Genomic DNA, 17,113 nt, shown 5'->3' on the forward strand with positions numbered 1-17,113 from the left:
TAAAATAGTATCTTTGAGTCAAAATTTCTTATTTATGTCTTTTTTATTCTGGTATTTTGCACTCATTAATTTGGTTGCTTTTTCAATAATAGCAGTTGACAAACAGCTAGCTGTAAATCAAAAAAGACGCATTTCAGAACTTAATTTGTTGCTGCCAAGCGTTATTGGCGGAACAATTGGTTCCGGGTTAGCAATGCTTCTATTTAGACATAAAACCTCAAAAGAAAGCTTCCTTTTGAGGTTTTACGGAATTATAGTAATTCAAATTTTAATCCTTTTTGGACTGTATAATTTTGGAATAATTAAATTCTAACAAGAAATTTTATCTACTCTATTTTGGTGTCTTCCACCTTCAAATTCAGTACTTAAAAATGCTTCAACCATTTCTACTGCTTGTGGAATTGAAGTGTACCGAGCGGGAATACTAATAATATTAGCATCATTATGTTGACGAGCTAAAACTGCTATTTCTTTCATCCAGCATAAAGCCGCACGAACTTTAGATTGTTTATTGACTGTCATAGAAATTCCGTTGCCACTCCCGCAAATAACAATTCCAAAATCAGCTTTTCCCTCTGCAACATCTGTAGCAACAGGATGACCAAAATCTGGATAATCTACACTTGCTGCTGAATCTGTTCCGTAATTAGTTACTTCATGTCCTTTTGCTTGAAGCATTTCCACAATTGCTTTTTTGTATTCCGGACCTGCATGATCGTTTCCTATGGAGATTTTCATATACTATGTATTAAATAATGTTGTGCAAATTTAAATAAAGTAATCTATTCTGATGAATTAAATAAGTCCTATTTATTTGATAAATTCAATTTAAATATACCTTTAAAATTGAATTTAATATTTTATTTTGTAACTATCAGATCCTTATTTAATTAACAGTTATTAACAATTCCTTTTAATCCATAAATAGTTGTAAATCAATATAAATTTTGTATTATAAATGTTAAAATTTTACATTGTTAATAACGAAATGCAATTGCTTGATATTCAGTTAACTTTAAATTAACGTACTATGTTCATAACTTAAGATAGAATCTTAGAACTATTTTTGGGTAATATCTAAAAAATAAGTAATCCAAAACCTAGTTTTTAAATCCTAATTTAGTTTCGTTAATTTTTAGAATAGTTATTAATATTAAAAAGTGGGTTATCAACAAAATAATGTTGTGTAAGTTATTTACAAAACCATTAATTTTTATATTATCAACCATTGTTAATTAAAATATAAAAAGACTTTAAAACTAATACTTTATCTTAAAATAAGTATGTTAATAACTCTTAACAACATCTTTAAACTTGATTTCAACCATTTTTAAAATAAATTTATTACCACTATTAACATACTATAATAACAACCAAAAAATAATTTAAATTTAATTTTTCTTTTTATTTAAAATAATAGATGTTGACAACTTTCAAAAAAAGTACTGTTTTAGATTTAAACAATAGTCAGTTTTGTATTCAGGTTATCTAATAATTCCTGAACCTTTTCAAAATCATTAATATGAACTTTAAGTTTAATTCCACCATAAGCAAAACTGCCAAACGGATCGATGGAAACCAACGTTTCATTTTCAAAAAAATAGTTGATTTTTTCCTGTTCTAATAAATGCTTTAGTACCACAATTTCATGTGAATAATTAAAGGTTCTAATTATTTTGAAATCTTCCATTTTTTCAATTTTTATAAAGATACGAAAGTTATTTTTTTAATAAATATAATCCGTAAAATCTGTAATATGATATCTTCTTTGTAATTTTAGACTTTTAAGAACCGATTTATGAGTAAAAGACTAAGAAAGCCGATAAAAAAAGAGAAAGATTTCTCTGAAAAAATAATAAAAATATTATCGCAAAGTGCTAATAAAGCATTCAATTATAAACAGATAGGAGCAAAACTTGAGCTTGATGATACCGAAAGCAGAAATCAAATTATAAAAGATTTGAAGATTCTGGCTTCGCAAAACAAAATCATAGAATCAGAGCCGGGTAAATACTTAGTAAAAGCAGAAAGTAAGGAGTATTACGAGGGTAAAATTGATATGACAAGCCGTAAAACAGCTTATTTTGTTTGTGCTGAAATGGAAGAAGATGTTTTTATCCCGACCAATAACTTGAACCACGCCTTAGATAAAGACATTGTCAAAGTGTATGTATACAACCGCAGAAAAGGAAAAAGACCCGAAGGTGAAGTAATTGAAGTACTTGAAAGAAATAAAACAGATTTTGTGGGTGTAATTGACATTCAAGCTAATTTTGCTTTTGTTTCTACTGCAAATCCAAAAATGTATACCGATATTTTTATTCCAAAGGATAAAATAGGCGAGGCCGAACAAGGTGATGTCGTTTTGGTACACATTGAAGATTGGCCGGCCAGAGCTGATAGTCCTTTTGGTTCCGTAATAAAAGTTTTAGGAAAACCAGGGGAACACGATACAGAAATTCACGCCATTCTTGCAGAATATGGTTTGCCGTCAGAGTTTCCTATTGAAGTAGAAATGTTTGCACAAAAAATTGATACTTCAATAGAAGAAAATGAAATTGCTAAACGTCGCGATATGCGAGATACGTTGACTTTTACAATTGATCCAAAAGATGCGAAGGATTTTGATGATGCACTTTCATTTAAAAAACTAGAAAATGGTAATTACGAAATTGGTATTCACATTGCTGATGTTTCGCATTATTTACAAGAAGGAACAATCCTGGATGATGAAGCGTATCAAAGAGCAACATCAGTTTATTTAGTAGATAGAGTAGTGCCAATGTTACCCGAAGTATTATCAAACTTTGCGTGTTCGTTGCGACCAAATGAAGAAAAATATACGTTTTCGGCTATATTTGAAATTAACGAAACATCCGAGGTTATCAACCAATGGTTTGGTCGAACGGTGATTTACTCTGATCAACGTTTTGCGTATGAAGAAGCGCAGTACATTATAGAGACCAAAGACGATGTGATTCCATCAGAAATTTCGATCACGGCAAGTTCGTATCAAGTTTCGAAAGAAATTGTCGCTGCGACGCTAAAAATGGATGAATTAGCTAAAATTCTTAGAAAAAGAAGAATGGCTGAAGGAGCTATTACTTTTGATAAAGTGGAAGTGAAATTTAATTTAGACGAAGCCGGTGAACCGCAAGGCGTTTATTTTAAAGTTTCGAAAGATGCCAATCATCTGATTGAAGAATTCATGCTTTTAGCCAACAGAAAAGTAGCGGAATACATTGGAAAACAAAAGAAAACGTTTATTTACAGAATTCACGATGAACCCAATGAGGATAAACTTTTTGCGATGCAAGCTGTTATTGCTAAGTTTGGACATAAAATTGATTTTAAACAAGGTTCTATTTCACAAGCTTTAAATAAATTAATGGAAGATGTAAATGGTAAAAAAGAACAAAATTTAATTGATACCCTTGCGATTAGAAGTATGAGTAAAGCCAAATATTCAACGGATAACATAGGACATTATGGTTTAGCTTTTGATTATTATTCGCATTTTACATCACCAATTCGTCGTTATCCGGATGTGATGGTGCATCGTTTGTTGCAACATTATCTGGACGGAGGTAAATCAGTAGATGAAGAAACGTATGAAACAAAATGCGTTCATTCGTCCACAATGGAAGGTTTAGCAACTAATGCTGAACGTGATTCTATTAAGTACATGCAGGTCAAATACATGCAAGATCATCAGGACGAGGAATTTTTGGGTGTAATTTCCGGTGTGACAGAATGGGGAATTTATGTAGAAATTATCGAAAATAAATGTGAAGGAATGTGTAGAATCAGGGATATAAAAGACGATTATTACACCTTTGATGAAAAACAATACGCACTTACTGGTGCAACTTCTGGAAAATTATTACAATTAGGAGATGAAATTTACGTTAAAGTAAAAAATGCTGATTTAGTTAAAAAACAACTGGATTTTAATTTTTTAAGAAGAATTGGAGAACCATTAAAATAAAAAAAATGAAATCAAAGATTCACGACACGAGTGCTAACGAACTGGCGAAGCAATACCAAAAAATAAATATTAGAAATAGGAGTAAAAAATTAGTGATTATTGCTTTTATATTTTTAAGTCAAATAACAAATGCTCAGATAACCAGAAATTTAGGAGATTTTGATGAAGTAAAAGTATTTGATAAAATCAGTGTTAAATTAATTGCAGCCTCAGAAAACAAAATTATTATAACTGGTGCTCGTGCAGATGAAGTGGAAACGGTGAATAAAAACGGTGAATTAAAAATCAGAATGCCTTTCCCTAAATTATTATCTGGAGATGATATTAAAGTTAAGTTATATTTTAAAACCTTGCAGAGTATTGCTGTAAGCGAGGGAAGTTATGTATCAAGTGACTCTGATTTTAAACAAACAGTATTAGATTTAAATGCAAAATCTGGAGGCGAAATAAAGTTAGAAATTGATGTTGATAAAGTAGAAGTGAAAGCGAATGCAGGAGGAATAGTTTCAGTATCCGGTAGAGCCAAAAATCAAGATGTTGTAATTACCTCGGGCGGAATTCTTAATGCTAAGGATTTAGAGACTTCTCAAACAACCATAAGTGTTGCTGCAGGAGGACAATCAGAAATTCATGCCACAATATTAGTGGATGCAAAAGTAAAAGCTGGAGGCTCAATTTTTATCTATGGAAAACCAAAACAGATTAACCAAAATGTTTTCATTGGTGGTACTATCTTAGAGAAAAATTAGTATTTTAGTTTATTTTTCATACCAATAAATTTAGATATTTAATGATAAACGATATTCTAGCTGGTATTCCTTGGGGAATTTTCTTAAGTTTTATGATTGGCCCTGTTTTTTTTATTTTACTGGAAACAAGTATTATAAAAGGATTTAGAGCGGCTTTAATATTTGATTTAGGCGTAATTTTAGGAGATATTGTTTTCATCGGAATTGCTTATTTAGGCAGTTACCGGTTAATTCAAAGTTTAAAAGACCAACCAGCACTTTTTATTTTTGGAGGTGTGTTGATGCTCGCTTATGGTGTAATTTCTTTCCTGCAATTAAAAAAAGAAGAGAAAATAAATACAGACATTATCGATAAGGAAATAGTTAAAAAAAATTATTTAAGCCTTTTTATAAAAGGTTTTTTGTTAAATATTATCAATATAGGTGTACTTGGTTTTTGGTTGGCTATTATTATTTCAGTAGGACCAAAACTAGAAATGCAAACATTTAGAATGGTCACTTTTTTTATTGCAGTTATTGGAACCTATTTATTTATAGATTGTATCAAAATTGGATTAGCTAAACAATTAAAAACAAAACTTACCCCTAATAACATCCTTAAAATTAAAAAAGGAATCAGTATTGTAATGATGGTTTTTGGGATGGTTTTGATCACCCAAGGTTGGTTTCCGGAAGAAAAAGAATTGGTAAAAAAAGCATTTGATAAAATAGATAATTAAAGTCTATTACGTTTTTTTAAACCATTAAGAAATTAAGAAAAATTAAGTCTTAAGTCTTAATAAAATGTAGTTTCTTAATGGTAAAAATTTGAGTCAAAAAAAAACTAAAGTGTTTTAAAGGTTTTATATTTTATCCGGATTCGAATCCTAATTCTCCTAAAAATTAGACATAAAAAAAACCTCCAAATTGCTTTGAAGGTTTTAGAGGCATCGTCCGGATTCGAACCGGAGTAGGAGCTTTTGCAGAGCCCAGCCTAGCCACTCGGCCACGACGCCCTGTTGAATGGACGGCAAAAGTACTCAAAAAGTTTAAAGTTTAAAAGTTTAAAGTTTAAAAGTTTTAAAAAAAATTTTTAATTTAGCTTCTATATTCTTCCAATTCAATAGTAACTGCTTCAACATCACCACCAATAGGGGGGTTTAGTTTAGAAACCGCCACAATAATTCTGGAAATTTCCGGAATTTCTTCAAAGATTCGCGTTAAGATTCGGTGTGCCACATGTTCTAATAAGTCTGAACGAATCGCCATTTCTTCTACAACGATATGATTTAAGAGCACATAATCCACCGTGTCTTTCAAATCATCTGTGACACTGGATTTTCTCAAATCAGTCTTAACTTCTAAATTTACAATATAGTCTGACCCAATTTTTCCTTCCTCGATCAAGCAACCGTGGTAGGAGTAGGTGCGGATATTTTTAAGTTTTATAATTCCCATTATTTTATTTTTTTGTGTAAAGCGTATAATGTAAAGAGGAATCGCTAATTTTTCAAAGGTTTCTATGGAAACTTTAAACCTTTAACCTCAAACTTTTTTTATCTTTGCTAAAATAAAACAAAAAAATGTCAACTGAAGAAAAATCGCTCCATTTTATAGAACAAATCATTGAAGACAGTTTATCTAACGGTTTTCCTAAAGATAAATTACGTTTTCGTTTTCCGCCGGAGCCTAATGGCTATTTACATATTGGTCATGCTAAATCAATTTGCTTGAATTTTGGTTTAGGATTAAAGTACAATGCACCGGTTAACTTGCGTTTTGATGATACCAATCCTGCTAAAGAAGAGCAGGAATATGTAGACGCCATCAAAGAAGATTTAAAATGGTTGGGATTTAACTGGACCGAGGAATTGTATTCTTCTGATTATTTTCAGCAATTGTATGACTGGGCAATTTTGATGATTAAAAAGGGAAAAGCATATATAGACAGCCAATCCTCGGAAAAGATGGCATTGCAAAAAGGAACGCCAACACAAGCAGGTGTAGATGGGCCTTTCAGAAACCGTACTATAGAAGAAAATCTCATTTTATTTGAAGGAATGAAAAATGGAGATTTTCCGGAAGGAAGTCATGTTTTACGTGCGAAAATTGATATGGCATCTACTAATATGTTGATGCGAGATCCATTGATGTATCGTATTTTACACCGTCACCATCACAGGACAGGCAATCAATGGAATATTTATCCAATGTATGATTATGCACACGGAGAAAGCGATTATATCGAGCAAATTTCGCATTCTATTTGTACGCTTGAATTTGTAATGCACCGAGAATTATACAACTGGTTTTTAGACCAAATTTATGATGACTCAAAAGTACGACCACAACAATATGAATTTGCCCGTTTGAACTTGAACTACACGGTAATGAGCAAACGAAAACTGTTGCAATTAGTACAGGAAAATATTGTAAACGGTTGGGATGATCCTAGAATGCCAACAATTTCAGGATTGCGAAGAAGAGGATATACCGCAGCTTCTATTCGTAAGTTTTGTGATAGTATTGGTGTTGCCAAAAGAGAAAATATAATTGATTTTTCACTTTTGGAATTTTGCCTGCGTGAAGATTTGAATAAAACGGCTCCAAGAGTTATGGCGGTTTTAGATCCTATAAAATTAGTCATCACAAATTATCCGGATGACAAAGAAGAATGGCTTGATGCCGAAAACAATCAGGAAGATGAAAGTGCAGGATTTAGGAAAGTTCCTTTTTCAAGAGAATTATTTATTGAAAAAGAAGACTTTCTAGAAGAGGCTCCTGCCAAATTTTTCCGATTGAGTTTAGGCAGAGAAGTACGTCTTAAAAACGCCTATATTATTAAAGGGGAGCGTGTTGTAAAAGATGCTGCGGGTAATATTACTGAAATTCATGTAACGTATGATGAAGACAGCAGGAGCGGGAGCGGGAGCGAAGCCAGTCAACGAAAAGTGGCCGGAACCCTGCATTGGGTTTCTATACAACACGCTCTAGAGACGGAAGTTCGGCTCTACGATCGATTGTTTATCGATGAAGCGCCAGACAGTCATAAAGAGAAAAATTTCCTGGAATTTATGAATCCTGATTCGTTACAAATTGTAAAAGGATTTGTAGAACCAAGTTTGGCAACGGTACAATCTGGGGATAAATTTCAGTTTCAACGATTGGGTTACTTCAATGTGGATAAAGATTCAACTGAAGGCAAAATTGTCTTTAATAAAACCGTTGGATTAAAAGATGCTTGGGAAGAAAAGGGCAAAAAAGAAGAAAATTTATTGATGAACACGCAAAAAGAAATCAATAAATATGTAAAAGAAAAGGATGAAAACAATGCCAATTTGATTTTAAACAACATTGTGACTAATATAAAAAGTATAGATAATTACAGTTTAATTATTCAGACTATTGTCAAAAATATTAAGAATGATAATAACTCGTTATTGTTTTCTAATTTGATTTTACTGCATTCTGATAAGGTTAATATAAAAGATATTGATGAAGAGTCTTTAACAAAATTATATTCGATGTCATTGAAAAGCCAATTGGCAGCGGTTCGAATTTTAGTTATCGAAAACTTACAAAAGGACGGCGGTAATTTTAGTCTTTTTCAAACACAACTTTCAGAAATGAAAAATAATGAAAAAAACGATAAAGTGCTACAGGTATTAAATGATCTTACATTTTAAGAACATATTGCTAAAATAGTTTTACCAATCAAAAATCCTCTTTTTAGAGGATTTTTGATTGGTATAGTAATTTTTTATAGAAATACTATTTTTAATATTTTTATCTAATCGGAAACAACATCCATATATTGATTTTAAACGTCTTTTATAGCATAAACAACATCTTTTATAGAATTTAAAAAAACACACAAGAGCTTGCTTTTATTTGCTTTTGGTCTTGTATAATTACACTTTAACGAGTTGTTAACGGGTTGTTGTTTATAAATATGTATCTTTATAAAACGAACGTATAAAAGTAAGAATCATGTCGAATAATACAGGAAATACAGTATTGGCTCTTTTAACAGGTGTAGCTATAGGTGCAGGAGTAGGAATTTTATTCGCTCCGGATAAAGGCTCTAGAACTAGAGAAAAATTTAAAGATGGTTTTGAGGATGCTAAAAATGAATTAAAAAACAGATTTGATAGTGTATCTTTAGAATTGAAAGATAAGTTTTCGCTTGCTAAATACGATCTGGAAGGAACTTATGAGGAGCTAGTGTCTAATATGAGTCACAAGACGGATGATGTCATTTCTTTCTTAGAAGAAAAATTGGCGGAATTAAAATCTCAAAACGCCAAACTTCAAAAGTAATTTTGATTTAATTTAGTATTAAAATCTAAAAATAAGTACATGGCTTTTGAAGAACTAAAAGAAAACACAGAAAACATTCAAGAACAGGCTAAAGAATATTTGGAAGCTACCGCTGCTTATTATAAATTAAGAGGCTTTAAGCTTGCAATGAAATCAACGACAATGATCATAAAAATGTCTTTGATTTTACTTTGCTTTAGTATGGTTTTATTGTTTTGTTCTGTTGCGGCAGCATTTGCTATTGGAATAGCTTTAGATAGTTATGCCTATGGGTTTTTAATAGTTGGTGGAATTTATCTTGTACTGACAATGCTTTTATTTACTATTAAAGATAGAATTATTGAAGGACCCATTTTAGAGAAATTTTCAGAAATCTTTTTTAACGACTAATTTATGGAAACCAAAAAATATTCATCCTATGCTCAAATTGAAAGAGAACTGGAAATTTTAAGGATTGAAAAAGAAATCAGTTATCAAAAATTAGCGTATGGTTTTCAAAAAACAAAAGAGAGTTTAACCCCCTCAAATATTGTGAGTGGTGTCATAGGATCATCCTTAAATGCATTTTCAGGTTCGTACGGATCGCTATTGACCATTGCATTACCATTTGTGATCAAGTGGATAAAAAAAATAAAAAGAGGCTGATGAGCCTCTTTTTTTATGATTTGAATTTAAATTATTCTTCCGTTTCCGGAGCTTCTGGTTTTTCAGGTAATTGATAATCCGTTTTATTTTCTTTTTTAGGATTTGGTTTTCTATTACCTTTTTTCATCATTTCACCCACTTGATTGGAAGCGCTGAAAGAGGCAATCATGTTATTCAGCATGTCACTTCCTGCTTGAGGTGAATTGGGTAATAAAATTAAATTAGAATTAGAATCTGCTCCAATCGCTTGTAGCGTATCATAATGTTGTGTAACCACTATCAAAGCCGAAGCTTCTTGTGAGTTGATACCAACTCTGTTCAAAACATCTACACTCTCTACTAAACCTTTGGCAATTTCTCTTCTTTGGTTCGCAATACCTTGTCCTTGTAATCGTTTGCTTTCTGCTTCTGCTTCTGCTTTAGCTACAATTCTAATTCTGGAGGCTTCGGCTTCAAATCCTGCAACAGTTTTTTCTCTATCAGCTGCATTAATTCTGTTCATCGCATTTTTCACTTGAATATCCGGATCGATATCTGTTACCAATGTATTGATAATCGTATAACCATACGTAGTCATGGCTTCATTTAATTCTCTTTTTACAGCAATGGCGATATCGTCTTTTCTTTCAAAAACATCATCCAGTTTTAGCTTTGGAACTTCGGCACGAACCACATCAAACACATAAGATGTTATTTGATCGTGTGGATATTCCAGTTTATAAAAAGCATCATAAACGGTTTCTTTGATAACCATAAATTGAACCGAAACTTTTAGTTTCACAAAAACATTGTCTTTGGTTTTTGTTTCAATTATGACGTCTAATTGCTGTATTTTAAGATTAACGCGACCGGCAATTCGGTCGATTAAAGGAATTTTTAGATGTAAACCTGATTGTCTAATGTTTAAAAACCTTCCAAATCGTTCTACTACTGCAGCTGTTTGCTGTTTGACCGTAAAAAAAGAGGAAAGTAAAATAAAAAATCCAACTACTAAGAGTACTATTAATGGAATGTTCATAATGTTTTTTTTAGTTAAATAAATATCCGACAATTTACAAAAAATCTTTAGGTTTGTTCTTGTAAATTTTAAATAATATGAGAAAGATTTTGTTTGCTTTAGCTTGTGTTTTTATTTCAATAAGCACTTTTGCCCAATACAAATACCGGGATTCCAATAGAGTAGGGATTAGTTTTGGAGTCAACCAATTTACCCTGAACACGAATAACTTTCAAACTAAACCTGAATTAGGTTGGAATGCGGAAATTTCTATGCGGGGAAATTTCTATAATAATTGGGATATGGTGTATGTAATTCAGTTTAGCGAAAATAATTTTTTTGTAGCAACAAACAGTTTATCTCCAGTTAATGAAGATGTAAATTATAAATTAGCATGAGCTCAAGTGTCTTTACAAATGTGTTACAGGCTTATTGAAAATCATTTGAGTATTGAGTTTGGACCCTTGTTACACGGTAAATAGAAAATTAAATACAAATAACACGGAGAAAAACAATGTTATTTGCGGAATAACTTTATTAGCTAAAGATATTAGGGAGATTTCAAATTTTAATTGTTATCCAACTGTTAGAATCACTTTTGGCGTTCGTCATTTTAGAGCTAATGTTTCCTATAAATATGGAGTCAATAATATGCTTTAAAAATGGAACAACAAGAATTTAGGAGTCAACTTCAAAGGAAATCCTGGAATACTAAACGGAAATATGATAATTTATTTGTAAAATTTTACTTGTGAATTGTATAAAATATAAAGCTTCTAGCCTACAAGAGACTAGAAGCTTTATTAGTTTTAAAGAGTAGCTATTGCTTTTTGAATTCTGTTAATCGTTTCGTCTTTTCCAATTACTTCAACGATATCAAATAGGTGAGGACCTTTCAGCGCTCCAACCAAACTCAAGCGAAATGGTTGCATTACTTTTCCCATTCCAATTTCGTTTTTCGTCATCCAGTCTTTTACAATGGTTTCGATATTCATCGAAGTGAAATCGGTAATTTCCTCTATAACAGAAATTAATTCTTGCATCAATGCCGGAGTTTCTGCTTTCCAATTTTTGCTTGCTTTTTCATCATAGGCTGTTGGAGCCACAAAAAAGAAATCGCTCATTTCCCAAAATTCTGAAACGAAATCCGCACGTTCTTTGATTAAAGAAACCACTTTTGTTAGGACACTTTCATCTACAGAAAACCCTTTTTCAGCCAAAATAGGAGCATAGGCTTTCGCCAAAGTTGCATTTTCCTGTTTGATTAAATACTGGTGGTTGAACCATTTGTTTTTTTCTGGATCAAATTTAGCTCCAGCTTTATGAACTCTGTTCAAGTCAAATGCTTCCACTAATTCTTCCAGCGAGAATAATTCTTTATCTGTTCCATCGTTCCAACCTAATAATGCTAAAAAGTTGATTACGGCTTCCGGGAAAAATCCTTTTTCTCTGTAACCAGATGAAATGCCTTCTGTAGTTTTCCAATCTAATGGAAATACAGGAAATCCCATTTTATCACCGTCACGCTTGGATAATTTTCCGTTCCCAACAGGTTTCATAATCAATGGTAAATGTGCAAATTCCGGTGCTTCCCAACCAAATGCTCTGTACAACAAAACGTGCAAAGGCATTGATGGTAACCATTCTTCACCGCGAATTACATGTGATGTTTCCATTAAATGATCATCCACAATATTAGCCAAATGGTACGTTGGCATTCCGTCGCTTTTGAACAATACTTTATCGTCTAAAAGATTCGTTTCAAATTTCACATCGCCACGAATTATGTCATTCAGATGCAAGGTTTCATTCACTGGAGTTTTAAAACGGATGACATAATGTTCTCCATCAGCAATTCTTTTAGCAGTTTCATCTGCAGAAATCACTAAGGAGGTATCTAGTTTCTCTCTGTTAGTATGATTGTAAATAAAAGTTTTCCCTTGATCTTCTTCTAATTTTCTTGCTGAATCCAATGCTTCGGCTGTATCAAAAGCATAATACGCATTTTCAGAATTGATTAATTCAGCAGCATATTGTTGGTACAATTCTTTTCTTTCGCTTTGACGGTATGGACCAAATTTTTCATTTTTACCAATAGTCTCATCGGGTGCAATTCCTAACCATTCTAGCGCTTCCATGATATATTCTTCGGCTCCGGGAACAAAACGATTTTGGTCCGTATCTTCAATTCTCAGGAAGAAGACACCATTGTTTTTTTTGGCAAACAAATAATTGAATAATGCGGTACGAACTCCGCCAATATGTAAAGGTCCCGTTGGACTTGGTGCAAAACGCACCCGAACTTGTCTAGACATTGCTGTATTTTTTTTGCAAAGATACAAATTCAAGTAGGCAAACACATCAGTTTTTAAAAGAACCGCAAATCCGCAAATTTATTTTTAGAAAAACTAAATTTTGTATTTTAGGATGTTAATTAGTGCAATTCTACATCAAGTGGTTTATTTAATATAGATTTTTTTATAAAAATTAGCGAATTAGCGGTAAAAACGTTGATTCTGTTTGCCAAGAGACTTCAATCTTTGATTCAGATATTTTGGAATTTGGATAATTGCCAGCATATAAATTATTACTTTTATTGGTTACAACAAACAAAGCATAAATTTTGGAAACTCAGGAATTTATTTATCTAAAATTAGAAGCTTTCATCAGGAAGTTTTATACCAACGAATTGATACGGGGAACTATTTTCTTTGTCGGTTTAGGATTGTTGTATTTCTTTTTTACGCTTTTTGTCGAATATTTTCTTTGGCTCAAGCCAATAGGAAGAACCATTTTATTTTGGACTTTCATTGGAGTAGAATTCTATTTGTTGTTCCGTTTTATTTTGTTTCCTATTTTTAAATTATTCAAACTTCAAAAAGGAATCGATTACAATCAGGCTTCGGAAATTATTGGAAATCATTTTACGGAAGTGAGTGATAAGTTGACAAATTTCTTACAATTGGCAGATTCGGATATTCATCAAAATAAATCGGAATTATTGGGTGCTTCGATTGAACAAAAAGCCAATGCATTGCAACTAATCCCTTTTGGTAACGCCATAAATTATAATGTTAACAGAAAGTATTTTCCTTTGGCTTTAATTCCAATTTTGTTATTTTCTTTCTTTTATTTTTCTGGAAACAGCAGCATGATTTCTCAAAGTTTGAATAGAGTAGTGCATTTCAATTCGGATTTTCTGCCACCGGCTCCTTTTAAATTCGTTGTTTTAAATTCGAATTTACAAACCGAACAAGGAAAGGATTTTATCCTTCGCATTAAAACCGAAGGAAAGATAGCTCCGGAGAATGCAATGATTTTCATTGGCGATGAAAGTTATTTCATGGAATCATTGAAAGCTGGAGAATTTCAATTTAAGATGGCAAAGCCTTCAGGAAATATTTTGTTTCACGTGGAGGGAAATGCTATTTCTTCTCCGGATTATGAATTGAAAGTGATAACCGTTCCTTTGATTGCTAATTTCGAAATGCAATTGAACTTTCCTTCATATTTGAATAAAAAAGCAGAAACTATAAATGGAACTGGAAATGCTGTTATTCCTGAAGGAACGCGTGTAACTTGGAAAATAGAAACTCAAGCGACCCAAAATATTGCGTGGATGAGCGGAATTTCCAAATCTTCTTTTTCGAAAACAGAAAACTCCTTTATTTTATCTAAAAATATACTTCAAAATACAGATTATCAAATATTTACTTCAAATGATAAGGTAAAAAACCACGAAAAACTCAATTATCAGCTTACAGTTATCAAAGATCAGTTCCCAACGATCAATGTGAACAATACACCGGACAGTTTGAAGATTGCTAAGAACTATGTTTTAGGCCAAATCACGGATGATTATGGTTTGTCTAGACTTCAGATTGTTTATTACGAAATAGAGAAACCACAAACCGCAAAACGTGGAACAATTGCTATTAAGAAAAGTGCTTTTGACCAATTCGTGTTTTCGTTTCCAAGTAATCTTCCGGTGGATCAAGGGGTTTCTTATGAGTATTATTTTGAAGTTTTTGATAATGATGCGATTCACAATTTTAAAAGTACGAAGTCTTCGGTTTTCTCTAATCGTGTTTCCACAGATGAAGAAAAGGAAGATCAAATTTTGCAGCAGCAAAACGACAACATTAACAGTTTAGAGAAGTCTTTAAAAAACCAGGACAAGCAAATGGCCGATATAGAAAAGTTGCAAAAAACCGGAAAAGAGAAAGAAAATTTGGATTTCAAAGATCAGCAAAAAGTAAATGATTTTATCAAGCGTCAAATGAAACAGGATGAGATGATTAAAGAATTTACAAAAAAAATGAATGACAATTTGGAGCAATTCAAAACGGATAAAAAAGATGAATTAAAAGAAGTGCTTCAAAACCGAATGGACAAATCGGAAAAAGAATTGGAAAAAAACCAAAAGCTTTTAGACGAGTTGAAAGTACTTAACGATAAAATCCAGAATGAAGAGTTGTTGACCAAGTTGGATAATTTTAAACAAAACAGTAAAAACCAGACTAAGAATTTAGAACAGTTGGTAGAGTTGACTAAGAGATTTTATGTTGAAAAGAAAGCGGAACAGTTAGGTGAAAAACTGGACAAGCTTTCTAAAAAACTAGACAAATTATCTGATGATGAAAATGAAAATAAACTGGATAAACAGGAAGATATTAATGCGGAGTTTGATAAAATTCAATTAGATTTAAATGATTTGGAAAAAGAAAATAAGGAATTAAAATCACCATTGGATTTACCAAAAGATGATGCTAAAGAAAAAAGTATTGATGATGATTTAAAGAAAGCTTCTGAGGAATTGAATAAAGATAAAAAGGATAAAGCTAAACCAAACCAAAAAAGTGCTTCAAAAAAGATGAAAGAGATGGCGCAAAAAATGGCGCAAACTTTGGATAAAGGAGATATGGAACAGTTGCAGGAAGATGTTGTCATGTTGCGACAAATCGTAGACAATTTATTAGCTTTTTCTTTGTCACAGGAAGATTTGATGAATCAGTTCAAAAGGCATAAATCAGGGTCTCCAGCGTTCAATAAAAACATAAAAATTCAACAGGATTTAAAGCAACAGTTCAAGCATGTTGACGATAGTTTATTTGCGATGTCCTTGCGTAATCCTAAAATTGCGGAGGATATTACCAAAGAAATTGGTAATGTAGTTTACAACGTCGACAAATCGTTATCCAGTTTAACCGACGCTCAAGTTCCAAAAGGCTTGTCTCACCAACAATATTCGATTTCATCGGCTAACAAACTAGCAGATTTTCTCAGTGACATGCTTTACAATATGCAAATGCAAATGTCAGGAATGGGTTCTGGGAAACCGAAGCCAGGTCAAGGACAAGGAATGCAATTGCCGGATATTATTAAAAAACAAGAAGGTCTTGGCGAGAAAATGAAAGACGGAATTAAGAAAGGAGATAAGTATGGGGACAGTCCAAAAGGACAAAATGGTAAACAAGGAAATCAAGGAAAACCGGGACAAAAGGGTGAGGGCGGAGAAGGTGATGCACAAGCTATAATGGAAATTTACAAAGAACAAAAGCAATTAAGGGAAGCATTGCAAAAAGAATTAAATAAACAAGGATTGGTTGGTAATGGACAAAGCGCTTTGGAACAAATGAAGCAAATTGAAAAGCAATTATTAAACAAAGGTTTTAAGAACGAAACGCTTCAAAAGATATTGAATGTGAAACAGGAATTGTTGAAATTAAATTCCGCTATTCAGCAACAAGGTGAAGAAAACAAACGCCAATCTGAAACCAATAAAAAGGAGTTTAAAAACCCATCTAATGTGCTTCCGGCAGCTTTATTAGATTATTTGAATAGCATAGAAATATTAAATAGACAATCCTTACCTTTACGCTCGAATTTTAATCAAAAAGTTCAAGAATATTTTAATAAAAAATGATCAATTTTAATTACGAAACCGACTTTAATTTAGACAACGAAGAAGCTGTTGTAGCTTGGTTGGAAAATGTTATTACTTCAGAAAACAAGAAAGAAGGAGAGATTAATTACATCTTTTGCGATGATGACTTTCTACATAAAATCAATGTAGAATATTTGAATCATGATACGCTAACAGATATAATTAGTTTTGATTATTCTATGGGTAATGAGTTACACGGTGACATTTTTGTTTCTGTCGAAAGAGTGAAAGACAATGCCGCTGATTTCAATGTCTCTTTTGAGCAAGAATTAAAACGCGTTTTAGTTCACGGAATTTTACATTACTGTGGCTACAAAGACAAAGGAGAGTCGGAGGAGCTTTTAATGCGTAGTAAAGAAGATGAAAAAATCGCTATGTTTTAGGTCAAATAATAGTGTTTTCTTTATTTTAATCTAAAGTGTTTCACGTGGAACATTTAGTTTAGATTTGAAAATTGAGTATGTAATGTTTCACGTGGAACAATAAAA

The 17,113-nt window shown here is 32.2% G+C and carries 16 protein-coding genes and 1 tRNA gene; 11 read left to right on the top strand and 6 right to left on the bottom strand.

What is annotated here, in order from left to right; translation table 11 throughout:
* Positions 1-34 precede the first annotated feature (34 nt).
* Entirely contained in the window at positions 35-313 is a 279-nt protein-coding gene (locus EKL95_RS03195; protein WP_126454936.1) for a DUF1294 domain-containing protein, read from the top strand.
* Here the strand turns inward: EKL95_RS03195 and rpiB are convergent.
* Positions 310-738, bottom strand: a complete 429-nt coding sequence (gene rpiB / locus EKL95_RS03200; RefSeq protein WP_126454933.1) for a ribose 5-phosphate isomerase B — start codon at positions 736-738, stop codon at positions 310-312. The genes EKL95_RS03195 and rpiB overlap by 4 nt on opposite strands.
* A gap of 718 nt (positions 739-1,456) precedes the next feature.
* The gene (locus EKL95_RS03205; protein WP_126454931.1) at positions 1,457-1,690 is read right to left on the bottom strand and encodes a DUF2007 domain-containing protein; all 234 of its coding nucleotides are present in this window, start codon (positions 1,688-1,690) and stop codon (positions 1,457-1,459) included.
* A gap of 108 nt (positions 1,691-1,798) precedes the next feature.
* On the opposite strand from EKL95_RS03205, the gene rnr reads away from it, so the two are divergent.
* From rnr to EKL95_RS03220, 3 genes are read left to right on the top strand one after another with little or no spacing between them, the layout of a single operon-like run.
* Positions 1,799-3,988: a ribonuclease R gene (gene rnr / locus EKL95_RS03210; protein ID WP_126552836.1), complete on the top strand. Its 2,190-nt coding sequence runs from the start codon at positions 1,799-1,801 to the stop codon at positions 3,986-3,988.
* A gap of 5 nt (positions 3,989-3,993) precedes the next feature.
* The gene (locus EKL95_RS03215; RefSeq protein WP_126563534.1) at positions 3,994-4,737 is read left to right on the top strand and encodes a head GIN domain-containing protein; all 744 of its coding nucleotides are present in this window, start codon (positions 3,994-3,996) and stop codon (positions 4,735-4,737) included.
* Between the two features lie 41 nt (positions 4,738-4,778).
* Entirely contained in the window at positions 4,779-5,456 is a 678-nt protein-coding gene (locus tag EKL95_RS03220; RefSeq protein ID WP_126452318.1) for a LysE family translocator, read from the top strand.
* Between the two features lie 205 nt (positions 5,457-5,661).
* Here EKL95_RS03220 and EKL95_RS03225 read toward each other — a convergent pair.
* Together EKL95_RS03225 and folB are read right to left on the bottom strand one after the other, a co-directional pair.
* A tRNA-Cys gene (locus EKL95_RS03225) sits at positions 5,662-5,732 on the bottom strand.
* Between the two features lie 82 nt (positions 5,733-5,814).
* Positions 5,815-6,174, bottom strand: coding sequence for a dihydroneopterin aldolase (folB, locus tag EKL95_RS03230; protein ID WP_126452316.1), 360 nt, complete (start codon positions 6,172-6,174; stop codon positions 5,815-5,817).
* Between the two features lie 125 nt (positions 6,175-6,299).
* On the opposite strand from folB, the gene EKL95_RS03235 reads away from it, so the two are divergent.
* The 4 genes from EKL95_RS03235 (at position 6,300) to EKL95_RS03250 (ending at position 9,681) form a co-directional block, all read left to right on the top strand.
* Entirely contained in the window at positions 6,300-8,402 is a 2,103-nt protein-coding gene (locus tag EKL95_RS03235; protein WP_126563535.1) for a glutamine--tRNA ligase/YqeY domain fusion protein, read from the top strand.
* Between the two features lie 304 nt (positions 8,403-8,706).
* Positions 8,707-9,036, top strand: coding sequence for a YtxH domain-containing protein (locus EKL95_RS03240; RefSeq protein ID WP_126457756.1), 330 nt, complete (start codon positions 8,707-8,709; stop codon positions 9,034-9,036).
* Between the two features lie 39 nt (positions 9,037-9,075).
* A complete protein-coding gene (locus EKL95_RS03245; RefSeq protein ID WP_126452310.1) occupies positions 9,076-9,426 on the top strand; it encodes a competence protein in 351 nt (116 codons plus the stop codon).
* 3 nt (positions 9,427-9,429) lie between these two features.
* Complete coding sequence (locus EKL95_RS03250) at positions 9,430-9,681, top strand: DUF6327 family protein (RefSeq protein WP_126457755.1); 252 nt, start codon at positions 9,430-9,432, stop codon at positions 9,679-9,681.
* Positions 9,682-9,712: 31 nt separating this feature from the next.
* On the opposite strand, the gene EKL95_RS03255 is transcribed toward EKL95_RS03250, so the two are convergent.
* Positions 9,713-10,699, bottom strand: coding sequence for an SPFH domain-containing protein (locus EKL95_RS03255; protein ID WP_126457754.1), 987 nt, complete (start codon positions 10,697-10,699; stop codon positions 9,713-9,715).
* 77 nt (positions 10,700-10,776) lie between these two features.
* Between EKL95_RS03255 and EKL95_RS15125 the strand changes: the two genes are divergently transcribed.
* Complete coding sequence (locus tag EKL95_RS15125) at positions 10,777-11,076, top strand: hypothetical protein (protein WP_233589367.1); 300 nt, start codon at positions 10,777-10,779, stop codon at positions 11,074-11,076.
* 411 nt (positions 11,077-11,487) lie between these two features.
* Here EKL95_RS15125 and gltX read toward each other — a convergent pair whose 3' ends face one another.
* Positions 11,488-12,993, bottom strand: a complete 1,506-nt coding sequence (gltX, locus tag EKL95_RS03265) for a glutamate--tRNA ligase (RefSeq protein WP_126563536.1) — start codon at positions 12,991-12,993, stop codon at positions 11,488-11,490.
* Positions 12,994-13,301: 308 nt separating this feature from the next.
* Here gltX and EKL95_RS03270 point away from each other — a divergent pair, with 308 nt between their 5' ends.
* Positions 13,302-16,604, top strand: coding sequence for a hypothetical protein (locus tag EKL95_RS03270; RefSeq protein WP_126563537.1), 3,303 nt, complete (start codon positions 13,302-13,304; stop codon positions 16,602-16,604).
* Positions 16,601-17,008: an rRNA maturation RNase YbeY gene (gene ybeY, locus EKL95_RS03275; RefSeq protein ID WP_126563538.1), complete on the top strand. Its 408-nt coding sequence runs from the start codon at positions 16,601-16,603 to the stop codon at positions 17,006-17,008. The genes EKL95_RS03270 and ybeY overlap by 4 nt, the downstream gene beginning before the upstream one ends.
* Positions 17,009-17,113 lie beyond the last annotated feature (105 nt).

This window comes from Flavobacterium sp. LB2P53 (genome assembly GCF_003970305.1).
Taxonomy (GTDB): domain Bacteria; phylum Bacteroidota; class Bacteroidia; order Flavobacteriales; family Flavobacteriaceae; genus Flavobacterium.